The sequence below is a fragment of the Flavobacterium enshiense DK69 genome (genome assembly GCF_000498495.1).
In the GTDB taxonomy this organism is placed as follows: Bacteria; Bacteroidota; Bacteroidia; order Flavobacteriales; family Flavobacteriaceae; genus Flavobacterium; species Flavobacterium enshiense.
Genome location: NZ_AVCS01000004.1, coordinates 106314 through 126848, shown reverse-complemented (window position 1 = coordinate 126848; position 20535 = coordinate 106314). Strand labels below are relative to the sequence as shown.

General features: G+C 36.4%; 16 protein-coding genes. 5 read left to right on the top strand and 11 right to left on the bottom strand.

Going from position 1 to position 20535, the window contains the following annotated elements; translation table 11 throughout:
• Positions 1-8: 8 nt before the first annotated feature.
• The 7 genes from FEDK69T_RS01750 to FEDK69T_RS01720 form a co-directional block, all read right to left on the bottom strand.
• Positions 9-491, bottom strand: coding sequence for a hypothetical protein (locus FEDK69T_RS01750; RefSeq protein WP_023572415.1), 483 nt, complete (start codon positions 489-491; stop codon positions 9-11).
• 179 nt (positions 492-670) lie between these two features.
• On the bottom strand, positions 671-1294 hold the full coding sequence (locus tag FEDK69T_RS01745) for a hypothetical protein (RefSeq protein ID WP_023572414.1): 624 nt from the start codon (positions 1292-1294) through the stop codon (positions 671-673).
• Between the two features lie 192 nt (positions 1295-1486).
• The gene (locus FEDK69T_RS01740) at positions 1487-2278 is read right to left on the bottom strand and encodes a (Fe-S)-binding protein (protein WP_023572413.1); all 792 of its coding nucleotides are present in this window, start codon (positions 2276-2278) and stop codon (positions 1487-1489) included.
• 65 nt (positions 2279-2343) lie between these two features.
• Positions 2344-3678 (bottom strand): (Fe-S)-binding protein, encoded by a 1335-nt coding sequence (locus tag FEDK69T_RS01735; RefSeq protein WP_023572412.1) that lies wholly within the window; start codon positions 3676-3678, stop codon positions 2344-2346.
• 19 nt (positions 3679-3697) lie between these two features.
• Positions 3698-4654, bottom strand: a complete 957-nt coding sequence (locus tag FEDK69T_RS01730; protein ID WP_035629923.1) for an MlaD family protein — start codon at positions 4652-4654, stop codon at positions 3698-3700.
• Positions 4655-4708: 54 nt separating this feature from the next.
• On the bottom strand, positions 4709-5830 hold the full coding sequence (locus FEDK69T_RS01725) for an N-acetylmuramoyl-L-alanine amidase family protein (RefSeq protein ID WP_035629924.1): 1122 nt from the start codon (positions 5828-5830) through the stop codon (positions 4709-4711).
• A gap of 19 nt (positions 5831-5849) precedes the next feature.
• A complete protein-coding gene (locus FEDK69T_RS01720; RefSeq protein WP_240473160.1) occupies positions 5850-6875 on the bottom strand; it encodes an N-acetylmuramoyl-L-alanine amidase family protein in 1026 nt (341 codons plus the stop codon).
• A gap of 167 nt (positions 6876-7042) precedes the next feature.
• Between FEDK69T_RS01720 and FEDK69T_RS01715 the strand changes: the two genes are divergently transcribed.
• On the top strand, positions 7043-9715 hold the full coding sequence (locus tag FEDK69T_RS01715) for a putative LPS assembly protein LptD (RefSeq protein ID WP_035629925.1): 2673 nt from the start codon (positions 7043-7045) through the stop codon (positions 9713-9715).
• A gap of 49 nt (positions 9716-9764) precedes the next feature.
• Positions 9765-10145 (top strand): RidA family protein, encoded by a 381-nt coding sequence (locus tag FEDK69T_RS01710; protein WP_023572407.1) that lies wholly within the window; start codon positions 9765-9767, stop codon positions 10143-10145.
• A gap of 118 nt (positions 10146-10263) precedes the next feature.
• Here FEDK69T_RS01710 and FEDK69T_RS01705 read toward each other — a convergent pair whose 3' ends face one another.
• From FEDK69T_RS01705 to FEDK69T_RS01690, 4 genes are all read right to left on the bottom strand, one after another.
• Positions 10264-11118 (bottom strand): hypothetical protein, encoded by an 855-nt coding sequence (locus FEDK69T_RS01705; protein WP_023572406.1) that lies wholly within the window; start codon positions 11116-11118, stop codon positions 10264-10266.
• A gap of 57 nt (positions 11119-11175) precedes the next feature.
• Entirely contained in the window at positions 11176-12177 is a 1002-nt protein-coding gene (gene gap, locus FEDK69T_RS01700; protein WP_023572405.1) for a type I glyceraldehyde-3-phosphate dehydrogenase, read from the bottom strand.
• Between the two features lie 89 nt (positions 12178-12266).
• On the bottom strand, positions 12267-13253 hold the full coding sequence (pfkA, locus tag FEDK69T_RS01695) for a 6-phosphofructokinase (RefSeq protein WP_023572404.1): 987 nt from the start codon (positions 13251-13253) through the stop codon (positions 12267-12269).
• 127 nt (positions 13254-13380) lie between these two features.
• Positions 13381-17811: a translocation/assembly module TamB domain-containing protein gene (locus tag FEDK69T_RS01690; RefSeq protein ID WP_023572403.1), complete on the bottom strand. Its 4431-nt coding sequence runs from the start codon at positions 17809-17811 to the stop codon at positions 13381-13383.
• A 203-nt stretch (positions 17812-18014) separates the two neighbouring features.
• Here FEDK69T_RS01690 and tsaD point away from each other — a divergent pair, with 203 nt between their 5' ends.
• Genes tsaD through FEDK69T_RS01675 form a run of 3 tightly spaced genes read left to right on the top strand, consistent with a single transcriptional unit; the run spans position 18015 to position 20392 of the window.
• Positions 18015-19037 (top strand): tRNA (adenosine(37)-N6)-threonylcarbamoyltransferase complex transferase subunit TsaD, encoded by a 1023-nt coding sequence (tsaD, locus tag FEDK69T_RS01685; RefSeq protein ID WP_023572402.1) that lies wholly within the window; start codon positions 18015-18017, stop codon positions 19035-19037.
• A 1-nt stretch (position 19038) separates the two neighbouring features.
• A complete protein-coding gene (locus tag FEDK69T_RS01680) occupies positions 19039-19743 on the top strand; it encodes a 16S rRNA (uracil(1498)-N(3))-methyltransferase (RefSeq protein ID WP_023572401.1) in 705 nt (234 codons plus the stop codon).
• A gap of 7 nt (positions 19744-19750) precedes the next feature.
• A complete protein-coding gene (locus FEDK69T_RS01675) occupies positions 19751-20392 on the top strand; it encodes a DUF4159 domain-containing protein (protein ID WP_023572400.1) in 642 nt (213 codons plus the stop codon).
• The last annotated feature ends 143 nt before the right edge of the window (positions 20393-20535 follow it).

Here is a 20535-nt window from a genome sequence, read left to right as displayed (position 1 = left end):
AAATCTTTTTAAAAAAATCGGTTGTGCCAACTTTCTTTTGCAGGAACCTCCCAAAAATCCTGCCATTCTCCGATGGTGTTCACTAAATTGTTGAAAACGATGGTATTTTCGGAAACTGCTTTTTCCTTTGCCATTTTTTTAAAATCGATTAACGTTTTGTAGGCAATATGCTCTCCTAACTTGAATGTAACATTCATTTTATCCAGTAAATCAACATCGTATTTTTTCTCAAGGCCTTGAATAAAATTAACAGAAGCATCAATGGAACATCCTGTTGCCGATTGAATTGACTGATCAATAGCCAAGACAATAAAACGGTTATATTTTGTTACGAAAGAAGCATGAAGCCCAGAACCGTGAGCAGTCCATTCTTTAATGAAACTTTGTAAGGAGGATTCTATTTCTGCCAATTCTTCTTCAGAAAATTTTCTGTTTGACTGATAAATCCAAATTCTTGATTCTTCGGGAAGTGTATTGAAATCTACGTACATAATTTTAAAGTAAACCACAAAAATAACCTTTTAGAATTAGAATGCAGAAATCTTAAATTAATTTTAATAAAAAAACCATTGCAGTATGAGATGCAATGGTTTTTCGCCACAATAATAACTAACCCCTTTTTAAAAACTATAACTAACCTATTTTTTAAAAATCTCTTATCTGGAATTTATTAATCTCTGATACTTACAACAATCCATTTCTGAGAAGCTCCATCATAAACCATATCCACAAGTCCTACTCCTGAAGTCGCTGTTGCACCACCAGTAGTATCTATTTGGTTTGCTGATGCAGATGATGAATCCAAATGATTTATTTTCATATTTGCCGTAGTCGCATTATACAGAATAATATGTCTTCCGTTTGTTCCCCCTGAAATTCCACTAATTTCAAAACCATTTATAGGACCGGTAGCGGCTAATCTCATTATAACTACACCTGCATTGTCACTTGTCAGCTTCAAATCCCAATCATTATACTCAAAATTTGATGTAGTATGTGCCATTGTCTTAGAAGCAACTTTAAAGACAGAATTATCACCATCTTTGCCATTTAACTCATTGCCAACAAGGTATAAATTCTGTCCCACTTTGATATCGCACAAAATACCGGAAGCATCAGTTCCCGTTAATTTTGTCGTAGCGGTTGTATTATTCGTATCTGTCACCCGCATCGTACCCTGTACATGCAATGTTGATAATGGATTTGTGGTTCCTATTCCCACTTGGGCATACCCCACCTGGATAAACAGTAATGTAGCCACATATACTGTTTTTGTTATGTAATTTTGTTTCATGACCCCTTGTTTCTAATTGTATAACTAAGTTAGTTTTTGAAATCATTACAAATGAATTATTCCGATTAAATGATATAAAAACTGATAAAAAACACCCGAATCGACAAAAAACAAAAATATACCGACAAAAAAAATCACAAAAAAAAAGCCACAAAATAATTGTGGCTTTCTATAATTTAAAAAGATAAAATCTTATAAATCCTGAGCGTTGGCAATCAATTCAGCAACGTCCATTACTTTAATTGAACCTTCTTTTTCCTTAAACTTGATACCGTCGGTTAACATCGTATTACAGAACGGACAACCTGCGGCAATAATATCTGGTTGGGTTTCCAATGCATCTTCTGTACGCTCTACATTTATATCCTTGTCACCTTTTTCAGGCTCTTTGAACATTTGAGCACCTCCTGCTCCACAACATAAACCGTTTCTTTTTGAACGTTTCATTTCCACCAATTCGGCGTCCAATTTTTGGATTAAATCACGTGGAGCTTCATACACATTATTAGCACGGCCTAAATAACAAGGATCATGGAATGTGATTCTTTTACCTTTGAACTGGCCTCCTTCAATTGATAAACGTCCTTCGTCTAACAATGATTTTAAAAATTCAGTATGGTGAACCACTTCATATTTCCCACCCAATTCAGGATATTCATTTTTAATGGTATTAAAGCAATGTGGACAAGCTGTAACGATTTTTTTCACCTCATAAGCATTCATCACCTCAATATTAGTCATCGCCTGCATCTGAAACAAAAACTCGTTACCTGCTCTTTTAGCGGGGTCTCCTGTACAGCTTTCTTCAGTGCCCAAAACCGCAAACGAAACGTTGGCCTGATTTAAAAGTTTTACAAATGCTTTTGTGATCTTTTTAGCTCTATCATCAAAACTACCTGAACAACCAACCCAAAATAACACATCCGGTTGTTTGCCTTGAGCCATCATTTCGGCCATTGTAGGTACTACTAAATTTGCTGACATATGTAATTTATTTTTTAGTTGCTAAGTTGCAATGTGCAAAATAGCAAGGTTTTGCTTTTAATTTATTATGCTTCGTCTTTCCAGTTCAAACGATCCATCTGGTTGTACTGCCATGGTGCTCCATTATTTTCTATATTGGTCATCATAGCGTTCAATTCTGTCGGAGCAGCACTCTGTTCCATTACAAGATAACGTCTCATGTCCATAATAATGGAAAGCGGACTGATATTAACAGGACATTCTTCAACACAAGCATTACAAGACGTACAAGCCCATAGTTCTTCCGGAGTAATATAATCATTCAGTAATGATTTTCCGTCCGGTACAAAAACACCTTTATTACTATCTATATTTCTGCCAACTTCTTCCAAACGGTCGCGGGTATCCATCATAATCTTACGAGGCGATAGTTTCTTCCCAGTCTGATTAGCAGGACAAGAAGAAGTACATCTACCACATTCCGTACAAGTGTATGCGTTTAGCAACTGAACCCAGTTCAAATCCTGAACATCACTTGCACCAAATTTAGTATGCGCCGCATCAGCATCCGGAGCTGGAGCTGCAAACGGGTCGGCATTCGGATCCATCATCAGTTTAACTTCGTTGGTTACTGATTCAAGATTATCAAATTGTCCCTGAGGTTTTAAATTCGCGAAATAAGTATTTGGGAATGCCAATAAAATGTGTAAATGCTTCGAGAAATATAAGTAGTTCAAGAAAACTAAAATCCCTGCAATATGAAGCCACCATGCTCCTTTTTCAAGTAAGTGAACCAAGCTTTCAGACATTCCGTTGAACATCGGAGTTATATTCTGAGAGATTGGAAATGCTGAAGATCCAATGCTTTCATATCCCGGAGCGCCTAATGTCTGCAAATGCAAATCAGCGGCGTTCATGAACAAGAACAAACACATCAACACGGTTTCAAAATACAAAATATAATTGGCATCATTTCTTGGCCATCCATTTAAATCGCCGTGAACAAAACGTTTAAGCCTTACCACATTACGTCTCATCCAGAAAGTAACCACGGCAATAATCACCAACAGTGCCAATACTTCGAATGAACCGATTAAAAAGCTGTAAAAGCCACCCATGAATGAAAATACACGGTGCGTACCGAAAAGACCATCAATTACAATTTCAAGCACTTCAATATTGATGATGATAAATCCTAGATAAACTAATATGTGAAGAAAACCGGCTACAGGCCTTCTAACCATTTTAGACTGACCTAAAGCAATCATCGCCATGTTTTTCCATCTAGCAGAAGGATTATCAGTTCGGTCTACATCTTGTCCAAGTTTAATATTTCTGATAAGTTTCTTTACATTTCCAGCAAAATATCCACCTCCTAAAACAAGAAGTACTGCAAACAATATATTGTCTAAATAACTCATAGGCTTAGTTTATATAGTTCTATTTTTTAGGTTGTTCTTCTTTTGGTGCCACATACGGTTTCTCTTTCTTACCGAACATCGAAACATTTACATAACGTGTTGGGTGCAGACGTACATCCTGTAACAATAATTCCAACTCTTTTGAAGCTTTTGAAAGGTTATTATACATTGCATCGTCTTTCATTAATTTACCCATCGTTCCTTTACCGGACTCCATATCGGCAACCATTTTATTGACGCTAGCCAAAGTTTTTTCAAGATTTTCAACCGTTTCACCCAATTTAGCTTTTTCTAGATCTTCTGAAATTTTAGCGAAATTGCCTGTTGTCTTATCAAGATTGGTTACTGCAGTTCCAAGTTTATCTTTGTTATCAGCTAACATTTTATCCAGGTTTCCTGAAACGGAGTTGAAATTAGCCATCGTTTCATTTAATTGGGTAACAGTTTGTCTAAGATTTGATTTTGTTCTCGCATCAAGAATTTCATTGATGTTAATCATCAATTTATCAGCGTTTTCAAGAACATTATTCAATTTTTCCTGAATTGGGGCTAAATTTTTCTCCAAAGAAGCTGTCAAACCTAATATTACAGCAGGTTTCAGATAATCACCAGATTGCGCAAAATTGCTATCCTGGAAATTAGGATTGATGGCAATCTGTTTCCCACCGATAAACCCAGGCTCATAAATACTTGCTGTACTTGATTTTGATATTGGAAGATCGTTGTCCATTTGAATTTCCACCAACAATTTCCCTGTTTTATCCTGAATTGTTATGGCACTAACCTTTCCAACTGTAAGGCCATTAATAGTAACAGCTGCCGCAGGAACTAATCCTTCAACATTATCATATACAACATAAAATTTTCTGGATGTGTCAAATAAGTTTTTCCCTTTTAAAAAACTGTATCCCCAAAAGAATAACAATATGGAACCAATGACTAAAATTGCGGTTTTTACTTCTCTAGAAATTTTCAAAATCAATTATTTTTTTAACAAAATTAAAACAAAATAGTTTAGAATGGTTTTATATTAACGCAAAGCTTCATTTAACGTAACTTTCTGACCATTTTTATAGGCTACGATAAAAGCCGAACCATATCCTTTGGCTTTGGCCTCTTCCAATAATTTTTTTGATTCGTTGTAATCATTTGTATTTCCATAGAAGTACTTGATGATTGTTCCATCATCTTCCATAGAGATAGTATTCAGGCCATTAAAGTTACTTGGAACCAAGTCCATTTTTTTAGTACTGGCCGAAATCTGAATCTTAAAAACCGTACCGTTTATTGCAGCCGGTTTTACTTCTTTAACTTTAGGCGTATCGATTTTCTGAATTTCTTTTTCCGGAATATTTGGTCTTTCAACCGGAACGTATTCTTCTGTTCCCTGAACAAAATATTCTTTTCTGTAATCCAAAATCGCTTTTGCTATAGCTTGGGCAATTTGCTCCTGACCCTCATCGGAACTCAAAAAAGCACCTTCTTCTTTATTGGAAACAAACCCCATTTCTATCAGTACGCGAGGCATGTATATTTTTCTTAAAACAAGGAATCCTGCCTGCTTAACACCTCTGCTTTTTCTACTTAGTCCTTCTTCGAAACCTTCCTGGATACCTGCAGCCAATTCAATACTCTGATCAAGATATTCTTCCTGGATTACGGTCATTCCAATTACAGATTCCGGCGAGTTGGGATCATAACCATCATATTTGATTTTATAATCCTTCTCCATAGTAACCACCTCGTTCTCTTTTCTTGCCACTTCCAAATTGGCCGCGTTTCGCGTTACCCCCATTACATAGGTTTCGGTACCGCTCGCCGCCAAATTTTTATTGGCATTACAGTGGATGGAAACAAAAATATCGGCTTTCGACTTATTAGCAATGTCTGCACGCTCATCCAAAGGGATAAAAACATCAGTTTTGCGGGTATAAATTACTTGTGTCGCTTGATCCGCTTCAAGAATTCTACCTACTTTCAGAACAACATTCAGCGCATTGTTTTTTTCCACATACCCGTGATAGGTAGCGCCAAAATCGTTTCCACCGTGCCCTGCATCAAGGACAACTTTGAATTTTGCACTATTTTGAGCCTGGCCTACACTTGTTCCAAGTACAAAAGCCAACATAGTCATTTTAAAAAACGCATTCATTTTCATACTCCTTTATATATTATTTATTCTCATTGTCGGAAACAATAAAAGCCGAATCATAACCTTTCTTTTTAGCCTCAGCTAATAATTTTTCACAATCGGAAATGGTATCAACACTTCCGTAAAAATATTTGTAATACCCTTTTTCAAATATTCTGGAAACATTTTTAAGTCCTTTAAAATTAGAAGGCGTTGTTGCCAGCTTTGTTTTACTACTTCCTATCTGAACTTTGTATACTTTCCCTTTTGTTGTTTTTACAGAAGCAGTTTCATCCGACTTGACGTCATCTTTTACTGAAATGTTTTGTGCACTTACACCCAATTCAGAACCTAAGAAATATTCTTCCTTATACTGAACAATCGCCTGAGCAATTGCTCTTGCCATTTCATTCTTACCTTCTTCAGAACCTAAATACTTTGCTTCCTTCTTATTGGAAATAAAACCAAGCTCAATCAAAACACCAGGCATACAAGTAGCATCTAAAACCCATAATGGCTGCTGATGCACGCCTTTATTTTTTCTGTTTAACTTATGTTCAAATTTATTCTGAATAGAACTTGCTAAGTGTATGCTTGATTTCAATGATTCTTCCTGTAAAAGCTTAAGTCCTATAAATGTTTCAGGCTTATTCGGATCAAATCCTTTATAGTTTTTCTTATAATTGGCTTCCTGAAAAATTACGGCATTTTCTGTTTTGGCAATCTCCAAGTTTTTTGATTTCCTTGAAAGCCCCATAACCAAAGTCAAAGATCCGTAAGGGGTCGATGAATTATTGGAATTACAATGGACAGACACAAATAAATCCGCTTTTGCTTTGTTCGCTTTATCCGCCCTTTCTCTTAATTCAACAAAAACATCTGTCTTTCTTGAATACAGAACAGCAATATCATCATTATTATTTAAAATTTTACCGATGCGCATTACCACATCCAAAGCCACATCCTTTTCTCTTAATCCGTTTTTTATAGCTCCGTGATCCTTGCCCCCGTGGCCAGCATCCAATACAACCTTAAACCTCGATTGCGAGAATAGAAAACTGGGCACAAGCAGGACAAATAAAAATAAATATAGTCTAACTTTATTTGGCATATACGAACTAATAATTCCGAATGATTATAATTTTATTAAATGCTTAATTTTGACGAAAAATATATGTAAGTTTGACCCGTCAAAAATTAAGCCACATTTTTACAAAAATAGTATTAAAAGCGTTGCGTACAAACTTATTTCATATCGTTTTATTATCAATTTTCCTAACACTTGGAAATTTTGAACTTCAAGCTCAGGAAAACCCTTCCAAATCAATTTCCATACCTGCTGCAAAACAGAAAGATAGCCTAAATTTAGGCCTGAAAGACGTTATCAAACCAGCAGATACTGTTAAAAATGATACCATCAAAAAAAAGAAAACTTTACTGGAAGGAATTGTAAAACGTAAAGCGAAAAAGTACGAAAAAATCGATCAGAAAAAGAAAGAGCTGACACTTTATGATGAAGCCGAATTAACTTATAAAGACATCGAACTTAAAGCCGGGATTATCGTTTTTAACTATGAAAAAGACGAAGTGTATGCCGGTCGAATCAAAGACAGCTTAGGAAATTACACACAAAACCCAGTTTTCAAACAAGGCCAGAATGTGATTGAACCCGATTCGATCCGTTTTAACACCAAAACAAAAAAAGCATTAGTCTGGAACTCGAGAACACAACAAGGTGAATTCAGGGTAAAGGCCGAAGTAAGCAAAAGAGAAAATGATTCGGTTTATTTCATGAGAAACGCCCGATTTACCACTTCTGAAAATATCGACGACCCTGAATACTATTTCCTTGCACGAAAAATTAAATTCGTTCCCAAGAAGAAAGTCGTTACCGGTTTTACCAATATGGTAATTGCAGATGTTCCTACTCCAATCGCCTTACCTTTTGCTTATTTTCCCATGAGTGAAAAGGCTGTATCGGGATTCGTAATTCCGACCTTTGGAGATTCAGCACAAAAAGGATATTATTTTCAGAATGGAGGGTATTATTTTGCCCTGAGTGATTATTATGATTTACAGGTTTTAGGAGATTATTATACCAACGGAAGTTATGCGTTCCGATTTGAAAGCGCTTATGCCAAACGATATAACTTTAATGGTAGAGTGAACTTTCGATTTGAAAATCAAATAAATAGCGAAAAAGGGTTTCCGGACTATGCCAGGTCAAAACAATACAACATTCAATGGTTTCACGCCCAGGACACAAAAGCAAACCCTAATTCCAGATTTTCAGCTTCCGTCAATTTGGGAAGCAGCCAGTATTTCAGACAGTCTTTAAATCAGGCAAACATCGGTTCTTCATTAAATAACAACTTGAGTTCTTCTGTTTCGTATTCTAAGACATTCCAAACCGTTCCTCTGGTTAACTTTTCTGTTACGGCAACTCATTCTCAAAATACCAATACAGAAGAAATTGACATGACATTGCCGACAGTTCAGGCAAGTGTTGATCGTGTTTTCCCTTTTGCACCTAAAAACGGCATCAAAAAAGGAATAATAAAAAACATTAACTTTCAGTACAACTTCAGAGGAGAAAACAGAATTCACACTACGGATTCTCTTTTCTTTAAACCCGGAATGTTTGATACTGCGAAAAATGGTATTCAGCACTCTATTCCGATCAGCACGAATTTTAAAGTCTTCAAATATTTTAGTGTAACGGCGGCTACCGCCTACAATGAAGTATGGTATTTTAAAACAATACAAAAAGAATTCAACCCTGATTCCAACAAGGTTGAAACTACTCCTGTAAACGGTTTTGACGCATACAGAACCTACAACTTTTCTTCCAGTATCGGAACAACGATTTACGGAACCTTTAATTTTGGCAATGATAAAAAAATCCAGGCTATCCGACACGTAATGCGTCCGTCTGTTGGTTATACTTATTTGCCAAGTTTTGATCAGTATTACGATACATATGCTTTGGACAACACTGGAACCAGATATTCTGAATACACACGTTTTGAAGAGGGAATTTATGGTGGTCCCAGCAATAGAACATCCAATAGAATAGGAATGTCTTTAAGCAATACTTTTGAAGCAAAAATGCGAGACAAAGACGAAACTAAAACAGAGCCTAAAAAGGTTATGTTGCTTAACAATTTAAACTTTTCTACAACATATGATGTTGCTGCCGATTCATTAGCCTGGTCACCATTAGCGATAAGCGGGGGAACACAATTTTTTGACAACAAAATGAATTTGAATTTCGGAGCTTCACTGGATCCATATGCGGTTGATAATTCAGGCAGACGAATCGATAAATTCAACATTGATAATGGCGGTAGTCTTTTCAGAATGACATCTGCAAACATGACAATTAATTATGTTCTTTCAAGTGAAGATGGAAAAACAAAAGGCGAATCTTCACAGCAGACTGTTTTAAACGGAGGACGTACAGACGATTTATTTGGCCGAGGTACAGACCTTAGCGACAACAGACAGAGCCTTTTCAAGAAGGAGGATGAAAAAAATAAAGAGAAAAAAGACTCTGAATTTTATAAATTAAAAATACCGTGGAATTTGACAATGGCTTATACCTTGACCTATTCCAATGTAAATCGCGAAAATGAAATCGTTGGAAATTCCCTCATGATGTCAGGAAACATCGATTTAACACCTAGATGGAAAATGGGATTCTCATCGGGATATGATTTTGTTCAAAAAGGAATATCATTTACCCAGCTTCGTTTTGAAAGGGACTTATTGAGCTGGAGGATGAGTTTCAACTGGGTACCGATCGCACCTTATACAAACTGGGGCTTTTTCATAGGTATCAAATCTTCTGTGCTGAGCGACATCAAGTATGATAAACGTAGCTTACCAGACAGAACTTTAAGATAGAATCAGGAAATGAATTAGTGCAGATTAAAATTTTAGTTCACTTAAAAACATGAAAAAAATAATTTTTACAGAGAAAGCACCTGCTCCAATCGGCCCTTACAACCAGGCTGTTTTAGTTGGAAACACACTTTATACTTCAGGCCAGATCGCCATTAACCCTACCAGTGGTGAATTAGTTTTGGATAAAATCGAAACAGAGACCAAACAGGTTATGGAGAACATGAAAGCTGTTTTGGAAGCAGCAGAAATGACCTTCGAAAATGTTATCAAAACTTCCATTTTTATTAGCGACATGAACGATTTCGCAAAAATAAATACTGTTTACGGAAGCTATTTTGACGAGAAAACCGCACCGGCTCGTGAAACAATTCAAGTGGCATGCCTTCCGAAAAACGTAAATGTGGAAATCTCGATGATTGCAATAAAATAATTCTGCAATATTGAACCGTTGGTTTATTAGCTGCCGACGAAACATAAAAAAACACCCTTATGAAAAGATTTTCATCGACTCATAAGGGTGTTTTGCTATAGTACCTTTACATCTAATTCTATTGCAGGGGAACTGAATGATAGTTTATCAGTCCGTCGATTGGTTTACGGAACACATTTCCGAGTTTCAGTCCGTTTTTGGACAGAACGGATTCCAGTTCACTTCTTAAATAATAAGCTATCGAACCAATAAAATGTACCGGAACTTCTCTACAGTTTTCGTATTGCGTGATGTAAAAATCCACGAAATTCTGCATGTCATTCAAAATTATTTTCTGAAGGAATTCATGGTCTTTATGCTGAATCAAAAACTTGGCAAAAGTAGCCAGATAAGCATTGGGATTAGGTACTTTGTATAAATTGTGTTTGATAGCATCTGCATCCAAATCGTATTCTTTTTCAAAAATTTCAGCCAAAGACTTTGGCATTTTGTTGAAATAATAAGCACGGATTAGATGACGCCCAAACTGGTTTCCGCTGCAATCGTCCATGGCAAGATAGCCCAAAGACTGAACTTTCTGATGCAGTTCGGTTCCGTCATAATAACTGCAATTGGAACCAGTTCCTAAAATACAAACGATAGCCTTCTCTCCTCTTGGTGTCGTGGCAAATACAGCTGCATAAGTATCTTCTTTAACTTCGATATGGGCATTTGGAAAATATTCGTGAAGAATATCGGTTAAGTGATTTTTCATTCGATCAGTTCCGCAACCGGCTCCGTAAAAATAGACTTCTTTTACAATGGAAGCGTTTTGAGCAATATCGAATCGATTATTAATTCTATTGATAACTTCTTCTTTTGTCAAAACTTCAGGATTTAACCCTAAAGTACTCGTTGTAAACTGAATATCGCCGTTGTCGTCTAAGGCAATCCAATCGGCCTTTGTGGAGCCGCTATCTACTACTAATTTCATATGTGTCGTGTATAAAAAAATCCCGCTTTAACGGGATTCAGTAAAAATACTATTTTTTTACAAATTTGCAATATATACTGACAGATCTATAAGTTTTGACGAATAACCATATTCATTGTCATACCAGGCGACAATTTTGAAAAAAGTCGAGTTTAAACCTATCCCGGCTGTGGCATCTACGATACAAGTACGCGGATCAGAGATAAAATCCTGGGAAACGACATCATCCTCCGTAAAACCCATAATTCCGTTCATGGACGTTTCCGATGCATTTTTAAGCACATTCATGATTTCATCATACGAGGTTGTTTTTTTTAATTTAACGGTCAAATCGACTACCGAAACATCAGTAACAGGTACTCGCATAGACATACCCGTTAGTTTTCCTTCTAAGGCGGGAATAACTTTTGTAACAGCTTTTGCTGCTCCTGTTGATGCCGGGATTATATTAACCAATGCTGATCTTCCTCCTCTGAAATCCCTTCTGGAAGGCCCGTCTACAGTTAGCTGTGTTCCGGTTGTAGCGTGAACAGTGGTCATTAAACCTTCCACGATTTCAAAATTATCATGAAGTACTTTGGCCAAAGGAGCAAGACAATTGGTAGTACATGACGCATTGGAAACAATTACATCAGATGCCTTTGCTTTATCATGATTTACTCCCATAACAAATGTGGGAGCATCGTTTGAAGGCGCTGAAATCACAACCTTTTTCGCTCCGCCTTTGATATGGTCGTAAGCCGTTTCAACAGTTGTAAAAAAACCGGTACATTCGGCTACAATGTCTACACCTACTTCATCCCACTTTAAAAGCGAAGGATTTTTTTCTGTTGTTACGCGAATCTGTCTGTCGTTTACAAATAAAAGTCCGTCTTTAACTTCTACCTTTCCTTTAAAACGGCCATGAACAGAATCGTATTTTAACAAATAGGCCAAATGGTCGACAGTTAACAAATCATTTATGGCCACTACTTCAACATTATCCCTATTGATAGATTCCCTGAATATTACTCGTCCTATCCTTCCAAATCCGTTAATTCCTAATTTTACTTTCGTCATACTTTTTTTGCTTAAGACAAGTAACCATAAACTCAACACTGACTATGATTGCCTCATTTAACAATTGATTTTTTATAATCTTTTTCTATTTATGTAGACATAATATCGGAAACCCTTAGTAATTCTTCGTCGATTTTGGATTTCCCTTTAACTGCTTGTTCCAAAGGTGTCAGTTCTATCTTATCGCCTTGAATTCCGACCATAAAATTGGTTTTCCCTTCTAACAATGATTCTACGGCCTTCACTCCTAATCGAGATGCTAAAACCCTATCGAAACACGAAGGTGATCCACCACGCTGTATGTGTCCCAAAACAGAAACACGTACTTCATATTCGGGCAGATTTTCTTCCACGTAATCTTTTAATTCAAATACGTTTTTCCCGATTTTATCTCCTTCGGAAACAACAACAATACTGGATGTTTTTCCGGAAGCCTTACTTTTTTTCAAGGATTCCAATAAACGCTCTAAACCTAAATCTTCTTCAGGAATGAGGATTTCCTCAGCACCTGCCCCAATTCCGGCGTTTAATGCAATATGTCCTGCATCACGCCCCATGACTTCTACAAAAAATAATCGGTTGTGAGAGTTGGCCGTGTCCCTTATTTTGTCGATTGCTTCAACAACAGTATTCAGTGCTGTGTCATAGCCAAGAGTGTATTTTGTTCCGAAAATATCATTGTCAATAGTACCCGGAATCCCCATAATCGGGAAACCGAATTCATTGTTAAAAACCAATCCACCAGTAAAACTTCCGTCTCCACCGATAATTACCAAAGCATCGATTTCATATTTCTTAAGATTTTGATAAGCTCTCTGACGGCCTTCAGGATTCATAAAATCCTTAGATCGTGCCGATTTTAAAACAGTACCTCCTTTGTTAACTATGTTTTTAACGGCTCTTGGCCCCATTTCGAGTATATCTCCTTCGATCATGCCTTGGAATCCTCGGTAAATTCCCATACATTCAATTTTGTGATAAGCACAGGTTCGGACTACGGAACGAATGGCGGCATTCATCCCCGGAGCGTCACCTCCCGATGTAAGTACTCCTATCCTTTTGATACTTGCTGACATTACAAATTTGTTTTTAATAAATTTAGTAAATAAAACATACGATAGCTTAAAGAATAACCAATTTCTGCTAAAAAAAGGTTTTCCTTACATATTTCGCCGTAAGATCAGAATTAGTATTATTGGTAAGTTATTCTATTTCAGGAATTTTTTGGGGTTCCTGTTTAGGTTCCGAAGTTTTCTTTTTTTTCTGATTTTCTATGTATTTAATAAATTCAGGAGATAAATCGGAGTCCGGAATCTGGTCTGAAGCATTCTTAGGTTTATCGTCTTTTTCCTTTTTGGAGAATACTTTTTGCCACAATTCTCGCATATTGTTAAAATCGACCTGATATGATATTCCTACCCCTTGTGTATACCCAACCCCTTCTCCGACATAATTAATATCGTTTTCACGGTTAAACACTCTGGCTTTCAAACTTCCTTCGTCATTAAGGAGCATTTGCAATTCCACGTTACCAACAATAGACGATTGCTCAGTTCCTCCAACAGGAACACCCAGTTTTCCGTTAATTGTAATTCGGTCATTGATTTGTGTCGACATGGTAACACCCACCGTACTTTGGGTTTGCAGCATCGGATCTTTATCTCTTTGGCTATAATTTACACCCACCTTGAACTTGTCGTCACTTCCGGTTATCAAATCATTTACTACTGAACTAGCTTTCTCAATCAGTGTTCCGGTAACTGAACTTGAAGCATTTTCAGGAGAAAGGAATCCTCCTCCGGACAACAATGCGATAGCCTGGGTTTGACGCACATCTTTATCGCTTAATTTATAATCTATTTCAGATTTCAAAACTGAACTTACAGTTGGAAATTCAATTCTGAAATCCGGTTCGGGAGCGCTTAAATTTCCATTAACTGAAATAACCACTTCCGTTGGAACTTTTTTATTAAAGGAAGCATTATCCAGAATTACAGCCGGATTAGCTTCGGTTTTATATACGGCCTCAAGATCAAGAACAGCATTAAGCGGTTCTCCATACCAGCGAATCGTACTGAACTTTTTAACCTGAAATTTTTTATCAACTATTCCGCCGTATTTATAGTTATATTCCCCCTGATAAACCTGATAATCCCCAAACATGTTGAATTTTCCAAGCGTGTTCATTTCCATGGTAATGGTTCCTTCACCTCTTCCTTTCATGGCATGTCCGGTCGCTCTGTCCAAAATTATTTCGATTTCCGCATTCTGGTTTATGTTCAGATTAAAATCCAACTCCATGCCTTTATACTTATTTTCGGCAATCGGAGTTCCTTTTTCTTTATTTAATTTCTCCTTTTCAGTAATGAAATGAATAAACGAGTTACTTGACTGACCCTGAGAATCATTTACAGGGATTTTTATTGAAGTTCCCTTATTCGATTTTGCATCTACCTTAACGACCAGTGCATTTGTCGGCCCTTTGATACTTGCTTTTCCATCAATAAATGCTGTTCCGTAATAAGCTGCATCTTCACTGTCTTTGGTATCCAATATCAGCATATTATCCGATTCAATATCTAAATCCAAGCTCCAATCCGCCAATTTATTATGACGCACGCTACCGTCTAATATTCCGGATGTTTTGTATTTTGTATCGGTAAGTTCGATATGACGGAAAAGAAACTCATGCTCTGTAACATCAACAACAGCATTGGGTTCCATGTTGAAATCCACGCCCAAATATGGCACACGCATTCCCGCTTCGTTCAGATAAAGACGCCCGTCAATTTCTGGATCGCTGACTGTTCCCACAATGGCTGCCTGACCGGAAGCAAATCCGCGAACATCTGAAAAAATACTACCTAACAACGGTCCGAAAGCCCCAATATTAAATCTGGAAAAACCGGTATCGAGAGACAGTAAACTTTGTCGGTTTACAACTTCAACATTACCTCTGAGATAAAAATTCTCGACATCATCATTTTTGATGGTTGAATTCACATTGAATTTCCTGAACGAATTATCACCGGTAACTTGTAAATCGAGGTCTCCCAAAGCATAATTATTGATTTTAAGTGAATCAACAGTTAAAGCCGAAGCAGGTTGGTATATATTTTTATCCTGTTTTAGACTGACGTTACCGTTTAAATTCCCTCCAAAAGATAAATTGGTGAGTGATGGCGTTACTTTTGCCAAATCAACTTTGTCAAAGGAAAGCTGAATATCTTTATGATCTTTACCCTGCAACATTCCGGATAATTCCATTTTCTGGCCATTGTGTGTCAATGCAATCTTTTCAATGGAAAAATCAGTTAGTTTTTTATTGAAAACCACTTTATTGTCTTCTGTATCGTTTTCATTTAAAAACCATAGATAATTTTTAAAGTTTACCTCTGATTTTTTAAAACCGACTACCGATTTATTATCCTTATCGATTGTGTGATATAAATTCAGGTTATAAAAATCCTGATTCTTATTTCCTCCCTTAAACTCGGAACGAACAAACATGGTGTCATTCATCGTAACGTTTATCAGACTGAAATCAGAAACTTTATAATTCTTCATTTTAATGCTGTCCAACTCAATAAACGCATTATAAAGCTGGTTTTTGTTGTCAACATTTATTCGGATATTATCAAACTTGTTGTTATAGGCAACTACATTCGGCGATGAGAAATTCATTTTAAAATTACCTTCATCCGCATTGATGTTTCCTTTTAAAACGGTGTTTTCAGCTAAAGAAATATTCGGATCAAACACTTCGATAATCTTGCTGTTAATGACAAAATCGAAATCAAGGAACTGCCCCGGATTTAATTTATTGGGCGAATAATTTGCATACAGACTACCAAGAGCATTTTCAACAATTTTTGCGACCTGATTCACTTTGTATTTACCTATTACTCTTCCCTGGACGATATCAGGCGAATTAACCGTAATTGTTCTGACACGATCTGCATCAAAAGTTGATTCTACGTGGAAATCATCAAAAAAGTAAGTATCTTTTCTGTTTTGATAAGACGCATTAGCCACTTCAAGTATCCCTTCAATATCATCAACTGTATTCCCTTTGGCCTTGAAACTAAGCTGTCCTTTGAAGATTGCGATGGAATCTTTTTTTCTGAAATTCAGCAAATGTAAATCGGCATAATCGATATTAGCCTGAAAATCATAGTTTTTAACCTTGGAACTTAAATCGATGAGTCCGTTAAAATCCATTCTCAGATTCGGATCATTACTGTTGAAATACCCTTTAAAGTAAGGCATTTTCATTGTTCCGTCCAACGTAATGTCCTGATAAGTATAACCGTTATATCGGAACTGATGAATCCGGCCTTTTACAGAAGTATTAAGGTACTTTTTGTTGAAGCCTTTTCCGTCGACATTCAAATCTACAGTTGCGCGCTCAATGTCTGATCGACCTGTCAATGGACCTAAATCAAAATTACTTAAAGAAACATAACCTTTATAAGTCGCATTATTGATGTTATTGATGTTGGTCATTGCCAATTTCGATTCCAACTTTCCAAGAGCCGATAACAAAAGAATATCGGCATCGATAGTTGTTTTCGTTAATTTCACATCACCGATTAAATCTATATTGCCGAGTTTTTTAAGAACTTCGGGAAGTTTTTTTCCTAAAACCCTAGGTAAGATTCCTTTAAGATTGTCGTAATTAGCACTAACCCTGTCAAAATTACCGTTCATGTAAAACTCCTTTTTCTTGTTGAAAAGATTTTTAAAGTTCACTTTTCCGATAATTTCAGTTTTATTACGATCCAGTAATCGTAAATCGTTCAATACAAAATCATTCAGTGTTCCTGTAAGGTGTGTATTGAGATAAAAGCGTAGATTTTTCCCGAATTCGTTGTAGAAGAAATTCAGTTCGTTGGAAGATACCGAAGCTTTTTCCATTTTTACATCAAACACAACCTTGTTATTGAAATCAGAAAAATCTCCAGGATGATATTTTAAAATTACATCCCCAATTACAGTGGATTCATCTGTTTTTAAATCCATTTTTTTGAGGATGATATTTTTCTTGGTGTAGGTAAAATCGGCAGCAAGATTTTCAACAATCAAACCGCGATGGTCTTTTAATGCCATTTTTTTTATGTTGGCAGTAATATTCGGTCCTTTAATGAAAAAGTCCTCCAGTTCACCATTCAGGTTGGTAAAATCAAGTATTTTAGGCCTTTGCAGGTTTTCATCAATATAACGAAAATGGCTGTTGGTAATGTATAATTCGTCTGTTTTTAATCTGAATTTTCCAGAGCCTTTCTTTCCATCGTCAAAAGCTTCAACAAACAAATCGATATTTGCTTTGGTTTCCCCTTTGTATTTTTTCAGTTTGAAATTCAGTCCGTCGATTCTGGCCTGTCCAAAAAACAAACGGGTGTTTTTCAATTCTTTAAAACTTAAAATATTGGATTGCAAACGATTGACATAAAACAAAGTATCCTTATGATGATCGGATATCAGAATCCCTTTCAGTTTTACTGTCCCGAAAACAGAAATAGCTACTTTATCAATTTTTATATCAGTTCCAAAATCGTGGTTGATTTTCTCGGTTACCCTAGAAGCAATTTCCGTCTGTACCACCGGTAAAGAAAGCGCTATACCAAGCAGCAATAATAGTAGGATAATTACTAAAATTATTCGAAATGCTATTTTTTTAAATTTTTTGATACCCGAATTTGTTTTAAATTTGTCGAACCGACTGGTAAAAATACGTTTTTAGCAAACAATTACAAGCGTTTTTGGCTCCAAATGAAACGTAAATTCAAAGATAATACAGTCGATACAAATTGTAATACAAATTTCGTGCCTTTTTTATGACAAACCAGCCGATTTACATACTTGCTATTGAAAGTTCCTGTGATGATACCGCAGCAGCCGTACTCGAAAACGATAAAGTTTTATCAAACATAGTTGCACGCCAGGCCATTCACGAAGAATACGGAGGTGTTGTCCCTGAATTAGCTTCAAGAGCCCACCAACAAAATATTGTTCCGGTTATTGATGTAGCTTTAAAAAAGGCAAATATCGACAAATCACAGCTTTCAGGAATTGCTTTTACCCAAGGTCCCGGATTAATGGGCTCGCTTTTGGTTGGTAGTTCGTTTGCCAAATCAATGGCACAGGCTTTAAAAATTCCACTGGTAGCCGTTCATCATATGCATGCGCATGTTTTGGCTCATTTTATCGATGAAGCAGGTTATGACAAACCGGAATTTCCTTTTTTAGCCATGACGATTTCCGGAGGACATACTCAGATTATCAAAGTCAAAAGTTTTTTTGAAATGGAAGTTATCGGCGAAACAACTGATGACGCTGTAGGTGAAGCTTTTGATAAGAGTGCTAAAATATTAGGCCTTCCCTATCCTGGCGGGCCATTGATCGATAAATTTGCCCAAACCGGAAACCCGAAAGCCTTTCAGTTCACAAAACCGAAAGTCGACGGTTTGAATTTCAGTTTCAGTGGGTTAAAAACTCAGATTTTGTATTTCATCCAAAAGCATGTTGCAGAGAATCCCAATTTCATCGAAGAGAACAAAAATGATATCTGCGCTTCCATTCAATATACCATTATTCAAATTTTGATGGATAAACTGAAATTGGCCGTAGCCGAAACCGGAATTAACCAGATTGCCATTGGCGGTGGGGTTTCTGCAAATTCAGGAATCCGAACTACATTAAAAGAAGCAGAAACAAAATACGGATGGAAAACATTTATCCCTAAATTCGAATATACTACTGACAATGCAGCCATGATTGGAATTGTCGGTTACTATAAATTTTTGGAACATCAGTTTGAAGATGCTTCTGTAGTATCTAAAGCACGTATCGAATTCTAATATGCAGTTATTTTACACTCCGGATATAAGTTCTACTTTAAATGAGTTTTCTTTTGATAAAGAAGAGAGCAAACACATCGTTAAAGTTTTACGTAAAAAAGAAGGTGACATTTTGCATGTAACCAATGGTTTAGGTTTTTTATTTACTACCGAAATCATATTAGCATCGGATAAAAAATGCACAGTAAAAATCAACAGTATCGACAATCAAAAACCAACTGATTTTTATCTTCATTTAGCTGTCGCGCCAACAAAGATGAACGAGCGATTCGAATGGTTTTTAGAAAAGGCGACTGAAATCGGAATACACGAAATCACTCCACTTATTTGTGATCATTCCGAAAGAAAGACGATTAAAACCGAACGTTTTGACAAGATTATTCAGTCGGCCATGAAACAATCGCTACAGTTCTATTTACCAAAACTGAACGAACCGATGACTTTCAAAGAATTCATCAACAAAAAACACGATGGCAAGTTATACATAGCCCATTGCGAGGAAACCGATAAAAAATTATTGAAAGAAGCCGTTCATGCAAAAGAGAAATACACCATATTAATAGGTCCGGAAGGTGATTTTTCTGAAAAAGAAATTGCATTAGCATTAGAAAACAAATACATTCCGGTATCTTTGGGTAATACTAGATTAAGAACCGAAACTGCTGCCGTTGTAGCTTGCCACAGCGTAGTTTTTGCAAACGAATAAGTATATTATGAAACAAATTGCCGTTTTACTGCTTGGACTTTCTTCTTTAATTGGTTTTTCTCAGGAAATAGCCCTTTTGAAATATTCAGGAGGCGGCGATTGGTATGCAAATCCGACTTCACTTCCCAATCTTGCTAAATTCTGCAATCAGAACATCAACACTAAAATCAATACAAAAATCCCTACTGTCGAAGTGGGAAGCCCTGATTTATTTTCATATCCGTTTGTACACATGACAGGTCATGGAAATGTTGTTTTTAGCGATAGTGATGTCATAAACCTAAGAAACTACCTTACTTCCGGAGGTTTTTTGCACATTGACGACAATTACGGAATGGACCAATACATCCGAAAAGAAATAAAAAAAATATTCCCTGACAACCCATTAGTTGAACTACCCTCTTCTCACCCCGTTTTTCAAAAACCATTTGTTTTTCCAGGAGGAGTACCAAAAATCCATGAACACGACAACAAAAAACCTCAGGCATTTGCGATTTTTATCGAAGGAAGAATCGTTCTGATTTATACCGTAGAAACCGATTTAGGAGACGGATGGGAAAACCAGGAAGTACACAATGACCCGATTGATGTGCGAACAAAAGCCCTAAAAATGGGAGCCAATTTAATTTACTATGTTTTCAATAATTAGTAAAACACAAAACATACAGTGGATTTTCAACAAAACTGTCATTAAAACCTTATTAAAATAGCAATATTTTACACTTCGTCGATTTTTTTTACCGATTACAAACTATTTTTCTTAATTAGTTGTTTTATTATTAGAATTGCTTC

Coding starts and splice junctions, on each gene's coding strand:
- FEDK69T_RS01750 (WP_023572415.1), bottom strand. CDS start 491: ATGTACGTAGATTTCAATACACTTCCCGAAGAATCAAGAATTTGGATT.
- FEDK69T_RS01745 (WP_023572414.1), bottom strand. CDS start 1,294: ATGAAACAAAATTACATAACAAAAACAGTATATGTGGCTACATTACTG.
- FEDK69T_RS01740 (WP_023572413.1), bottom strand. CDS start 2,278: ATGTCAGCAAATTTAGTAGTACCTACAATGGCCGAAATGATGGCTCAA.
- FEDK69T_RS01735 (WP_023572412.1), bottom strand. CDS start 3,678: ATGAGTTATTTAGACAATATATTGTTTGCAGTACTTCTTGTTTTAGGA.
- FEDK69T_RS01725 (WP_035629924.1), bottom strand. CDS start 5,830: ATGAATGCGTTTTTTAAAATGACTATGTTGGCTTTTGTACTTGGAACA.
- FEDK69T_RS01710 (WP_023572407.1), top strand. CDS start 9,765: ATGAAAAAAATAATTTTTACAGAGAAAGCACCTGCTCCAATCGGCCCT.
- FEDK69T_RS01705 (WP_023572406.1), bottom strand. CDS start 11,118: ATGAAATTAGTAGTAGATAGCGGCTCCACAAAGGCCGATTGGATTGCC.
- gap (WP_023572405.1), bottom strand. CDS start 12,177: ATGACGAAAGTAAAATTAGGAATTAACGGATTTGGAAGGATAGGACGA.
- pfkA (WP_023572404.1), bottom strand. CDS start 13,253: ATGTCAGCAAGTATCAAAAGGATAGGAGTACTTACATCGGGAGGTGAC.
- tsaD (WP_023572402.1), top strand. CDS start 18,015: ATGACAAACCAGCCGATTTACATACTTGCTATTGAAAGTTCCTGTGAT.
- FEDK69T_RS01680 (WP_023572401.1), top strand. CDS start 19,039: ATGCAGTTATTTTACACTCCGGATATAAGTTCTACTTTAAATGAGTTT.
- FEDK69T_RS01675 (WP_023572400.1), top strand. CDS start 19,751: ATGAAACAAATTGCCGTTTTACTGCTTGGACTTTCTTCTTTAATTGGT.